We start from the raw sequence: 5,504 nt of genomic DNA, 5'->3' as shown, positions 1-5,504 counted from the left end.
ATCTCGTCGAGAATCTCGACCATCAATCGGATTCTTCACACCAACGAGTGAACCCACTCCCACCAGGACAAGCGCCCGACCTGGCGCTAATGGTCCCCAACGAACCCACGGCAGTTCAGGCAATCGAACCCTGAGGACTCCCAGCACCGTCACGGAAAGGAAAAGTCGACATGGCCACATCGGAAGAGGAGATCGCCCGTCGCCTCGAGGAACGAGACTCCGCGCGCAGCACACGTCGCGCACAGGCGGCCACCACTGTGGGCGAGCTGGCCCGTCGGCACACCGAGCTCGCCAGCCGGGTTGCCGAGCTCGAACGCGAGCTCGGCGAGGTCCTGACCGCGGCCGGCGACGTCATCGACGTGCCCGAGCTGGCCCAGGTCACCGACATCCCCGCCGCCGACCTCACCCGCTGGCGCGACCAGGCGGCCAAGCCCACCCGCCGCGGCAAGCGCACACGCCCCAGCTCGACGAAAAACGACACCAACGGCACAGACACGCAGACGGCCACCGAGCCACCTGCCGCCCGTCCAGTGACACCAGCACCACCGGTCGCACCGGAGTCCGTCGGCACCGGCGGAGTCGCGGCAGTGGCGGCGAGCAGCGGATGAGCACGCCGGCCGGTCGCACCCGGATCACGCGCACCGCGCGGCTGCTGGGCCGGGCGGTACGCGGGCTGCTCGCGGCCATCCTGCTGGCCGCGCTGGTCGTCGGGTTGCCGGTCGCGCTGATCTACGCCGTGGGATGGCCGTTGCCGGACCATCTGCCCACTTTGGACGAGATCGGCTCCGTGCTCATGGCGCCGATATCGAGCAGCGTCCTGCTCGACACGCTCGCGTGCCTGACCTGGCTGCTGTGGCTGGTGTTCGTCCTCGACGTCGCCGCGTGTGCCCTCGACGTCGCCCGGGGCGCTCGGTGGCCGCACCTGCGAACCCAGAGCGGGCCGGTGCGGCGCGTGGCGGCCGTGCTCGTCGGCGCCCTGCTGATCGCCGTGCTGGGCCGCACCGCCACCGCCGCACCCATCGCCCCCGCCGACACCGCGCGGCCCGTCGGGCACGCCCCGGTGGCCGTAACCGCCCCCGCCTGGCCCACGCCAGCCGCCAGCGAACACACCCACACCAACATCCCGTTGCCCTGGTCCCAGCCCTCGGCCGAGCCCGGAACCGAGCGGGTTCGGGCACCGGAGAACGGGGTGCACGACTCGCTGTGGCGGATCGCGCAGCGCCGCCTGGGCGACGGCGCGCGCTGGCCGGAAATCTGGGCCCTCAACAAGGGCAGCACCCAAGCCAGCGGGCGCGTGCTGACCAACCCGAACCTGATCCACCCCGGCGACACACTGCGCCTCCCCGCAACCAGCCACACTCCCACCCCACCTGATGCACCGTCACCACCACCGTCGGAACACGCGCCCCTGGCTCCGGTTCCCGAGTCGGCATCTCCGGCGCCGAGCACCACCACACCACCGCCGCCGTCGACGTCCGCCCCGCCCACCACGCCCGCCGCCGATCATGACGGCGAGCAGGACGCGAACAACTCCGCAGGGGGAGCGGTCACCTGGGGTAGCGGCGAGGTGTTCGTCAGTCTGGGCTTGGCCGCGGCGATCAGTGCTCTGTTGCTGCTCGCGCGGCGACGGCACGCGGCGCGTTACCGGCCCGGCAGTGGCCGGCGCGACGACGATCTGCCGTTCGCGCCGGTGGTGTATCAGCTGCGCTTGGCTCACCTACGCGCCCAGCACCACGACGAAGACGCCGATCTGGACGCCGCGAGCGGACAGGACACCGACGCACCGACCCCACCGCAGCGCCCCCACGCCCAGTCCGCCGTGTCACCGAGATCGACCACCGGCGCCCCGGGGCACACGGAGTTCGGGACCGAGGGGCAGGTGCGGGTTCTCACGCCGCGCACCCGCCGAGTGATCGGCGCCCCCGCCACCTCCGGAACCAGGCCGGAGATTCCGCCGTCCATAGTGGATATCGCCTTTGATACCAACACCGACGGTGCCGGTGGCGAGGGGACGACCGCCACCCTGGGCGGGGGAGCGCATGTCGCCCTTAACTTGGCCCGCGTCCACGGCCTCGGCCTGGTCGGGCCCGGTGGATACGCCGCGGCCCGCGCATTGCTGCTCACCTTGCTCACCACCGGGACCGAAGGCGGATCCGCGCCGAGGGTGCTTGTGCCCGCCGCGGATCTGGCCCGCCTGCTCGGCGTCCCGATGCCCGCTACGGACCTCCCGGACACGGTCACCGTGGTGGCCGATCTGGACACCGCACTAGCCTCCCTCGACCCGCAGAACCCGGCATCACACCCACCGGCAGTCCTGATCACGACGCCGCCCGGAGAACTGGATCAACAGGCCCAGCTGCAGAACCTGCTCGACAACCACAGCCCCGTCGGCGTCACCGCGCTGCTACTGGGCCAATGGCGTGCCGGAGTGACCGCCTATGTCACCGCCGGCGGGATCATCTCCGCGACCGACCCCGGCCTCGGCGAGCCACTGCGTGGCACCCGCGCCTTCACCCTGCCCGAGACCGCGACGCGGGAGCTGCTGGCCTTCCTGCGCGCCCCCCAGCCTGTCGAGGGCGCGCCTGTCGAACTTGACACCGCACCCGGCCGCGACGTGGCGATGACCGCCCCCGCACCTCGGCAGGCGGCGCAGCCACCGGAGGCTGAACCGTCCCATCCCGGGAACGCCGGAGGCGGACCTGATCGCCTGGAGATCACCTCGGGCCCGCCCGTGTCGGAGACGCCTCCCGCCGACGTCAGTCGGTCCGACGATGAGCCGCGCCCGCTGCCGCCGTTGACGGCGGACACGGTCCCCGGGACACCCGCGCCGCTGGTGCTGACAGTGTTCGGCGCCCCGGCCCTGCATTGGCGACCCGACCCCGCACAGCCTGCGGTCGGGCACCGCGACTTATCGGGTGAGTTGAGTAGCCGGCTGGTGGAGCTGTTGGTGTATCTCGCCGTGCATCCCGGCGGGGTGTCCCGAGACGGGATCGTCGATGCCCTGTGGCCCGATGCGCCGCCCCGCAACCCCCCCAGTGTGCTGCGCACCGTGCTCTCCCGGATCCGCCGCGCCCTGAACACTGCCACCCGCGGCGCGGTCGGCGAGCTGGTCCTGGTCGAGCACGGCCAGTACCGGCTCGATCCGGCCGTGGTGGAGGTGGACTACTGGGGCTTCGCCGACGCGATCACCGCCCGCCGCACCGCCACCACGCCGGAACGGCGTACCGACGCGTGCGAGGCAATCGTGGCGCACTACGGCGGGCTCTTGGCCGAGGGCGTGGACGGGGAGTGGCTGGTCGCCGCCCGGCAATCGACCCGCCGCGACGCGCTCGACGCGGTGGCCGCGCTCGCCCGCGCCCAAGTGGACACCGACCCGGACTACACCCTGGATCTGCTGGAGACCGCACGGGCATTCGATCCGCACAACGAACTGCTCTACCGCGACATCATGCGCCTGCAGCACGCACTCGGCCGGCACGAGGCCATCTCGCGCAGCCTGACCCTCCTGCGCACCCGCCTGGCCGAGCTCGACACCACCCCCACCACCGACACCGTGGACCTCGCCGCGCGGCTCCGCGCCCACCACACCGGAATCCCCGCCGCCGCCGCCGACGCCGCCCAATCCACGGCGCCATAAATGAACTCGTCGACCGTTCTCGATCACGCTTCAGCGAGACGGCAATCGAGACGTGAATCCCGGGCGGTAAAGGCAATTGTGCGAAACAGCGAAATACCTCGTTTTCCGGTCCCGATCCCGTCGGCGCCGATGCTAACGTCGACCGCACTAGCACAACCGTCGAGGACGAAGACAAAGAATCCCGTGGGCACGCGCCTGTATTCCACACCATCACCGACACCATTGGTTATCGAGTGTCGTGTGCCGCTGTCGCGCGCCGCGAAGACGTCCCTGCGCAACATTTATGGCTGCGACGTTCAGCGAGACGTCAGCCTCTCTTGCGTCGAGCGTCATGCCCGCGTGCGGATACCTGTTGCCACGGTCATGGACAGGGGCGACCCGGAGGGTGATTGCCCACCGGGGGGCCGCCGACCCGGCCTATCAGCCTCGTTCTCCGGTATCCGACTAAGGTGGATCCCCCCGTGTCAGGCGTTCTCGCAGCTCAAGCGCCCTATAGAGGGATCCACCGGTGTCCCAGACTCGCTTGACACCAAGCAGGAAAGCACATCAGGCCCGGCGGCGGTGTCCCGCAACCTCATCATCCTGCCCCCATGCTCACCAGCGCATTCCGCCTACGCTATCCACCCCTCATTTCCCATTCCTTATTTCTTAAAAGAACCCGTAATTATCCGCGGTCTAATTCATGGCCGGCGTGCCCGCTCTGGATCGACCCGAAATGGTCTGACCTGTGCAAACATGTCCGGAAAATGCCCGCGATTCACGTCGAAAGGTGGCGAAAATTCCCCGGAATTGACCCCGGAAAACTATTGCGCGGCGTTCCGGGTCGAGTTACGTTTGTTGTGTCACCGGGACAACCGGAAACCACAACGAACCACCCGCCCCGGATTCGAACCACTACCCCGGGAAGTCGGAAAACCACCAATTCACGAATGGGGACCGCTATGTGCTACGCCGACACCGCCACCAACCCCGACGGAACCGCCGACGCGTTTTGCTACTGCGGTTGGTCCGAAATTCATCCCACCATCGCCGCCGCTGACACCGCCGCCGAATCCCACCAACGGGCAACCGACGCCGCCGAAGCCGAATTCGCCGCCGCCCACTGAACGACCACCCGCGACCGCGCACCACCCGAAAAGGGGCACACCGTGAACCACAACGCCAACGACCCGCGCACCGTGTTCGCCATCGACCCCGACGCCGACCCCGGGCCACTGCCGGACATCGTGGTGCGCCGTTTCGTCGAAAACCGGTGCACGGTCACGGGTGTGGTGATCGATCCCGCCGACGCGCAACAACTGTTGTTCGGGGTGGTCACCCGTCCCGACGGAAAACTCGCCGGAACCTATTACCCCGCCGACACCGTGCGCGGCGAGCACTGGCGAATCGTGACCGCCGACGGCACCCATTACCACGCCACCGACGAATACCACGCGGTCAAAGCGCTGATCACCACGTTCGCCACCGACTGACCCACGACACCACCCCCGCCGAACGCCTACCCGTTTTCGCGAAAGGACCCGACACCATGACCACGCCAGCCACGACTCCGGTCACGGGCAGCGCGCCCGCCGCCCCGGGCGCGGCCACCCGACTGCGCAACGGCGAACTTCGGCGCATGGTGGCCGAACAACTCGCCCACGACCCCACCGCCGCGCTCACCCCCGGCACCATCGCGAACCAGCTCGGCGGGAAGTCATCCGGTGCGGTCGGGAACGCACTGGCGACATTGGAAGCGCGCGGGGAAGCCAAAAAGGTCGACGCCAACCCGGTCACCTACCGGGCGACCGACAAAACCGCCGACGCCGCCACAACCGCCACAGGCACCCCGCGCGGGACCCGCGCCGCCCCCGCCGCACCATCGGCC

The 5,504-nt window shown here is 69.5% G+C and carries 4 protein-coding genes and 1 pseudogene; all 5 read left to right on the top strand.

Annotated features, from left to right (window positions below; translation table 11 throughout):
* Window positions 1-170: 170 nt before the first annotated feature.
* Window positions 171-608, top strand: coding sequence for a hypothetical protein (locus D0C15_RS33610; protein ID WP_116052066.1), 438 nt, complete (start codon window positions 171-173; stop codon window positions 606-608).
* Window positions 605-3,637: a BTAD domain-containing putative transcriptional regulator gene (locus D0C15_RS33605; RefSeq protein ID WP_116052065.1), complete on the top strand. Its 3,033-nt coding sequence runs from the start codon at window positions 605-607 to the stop codon at window positions 3,635-3,637. Before D0C15_RS33610 ends, D0C15_RS33605 begins: the two co-directional genes overlap by 4 nt.
* A 929-nt stretch (window positions 3,638-4,566) precedes the next feature.
* Window positions 4,567-4,743 carry a hypothetical protein gene (locus D0C15_RS34485; RefSeq protein WP_162830402.1) on the top strand — a complete coding sequence of 59 codons (177 nt, stop codon included), beginning with the start codon at window positions 4,567-4,569 and terminating at the stop codon, window positions 4,741-4,743.
* 42 nt (window positions 4,744-4,785) lie between these two features.
* Window positions 4,786-5,109 (top strand): hypothetical protein, encoded by a 324-nt coding sequence (locus D0C15_RS33600; protein WP_116052064.1) that lies wholly within the window; start codon window positions 4,786-4,788, stop codon window positions 5,107-5,109.
* Between the two features lie 56 nt (window positions 5,110-5,165).
* Window positions 5,166-5,504 (top strand): annotated as a pseudogene (locus tag D0C15_RS33595) (AAA family ATPase); the annotation flags it as partial.

The sequence above is a fragment of the Amycolatopsis palatopharyngis genome (genome assembly GCF_003385185.1).
GTDB classification, from domain to species: Bacteria; Actinomycetota; Actinomycetes; order Mycobacteriales; family Pseudonocardiaceae; genus Amycolatopsis; species Amycolatopsis palatopharyngis.
The sequence above is the reverse complement of the archived record's forward strand: the minus strand, read 5'-3'. Positions and strand labels throughout refer to the sequence as shown.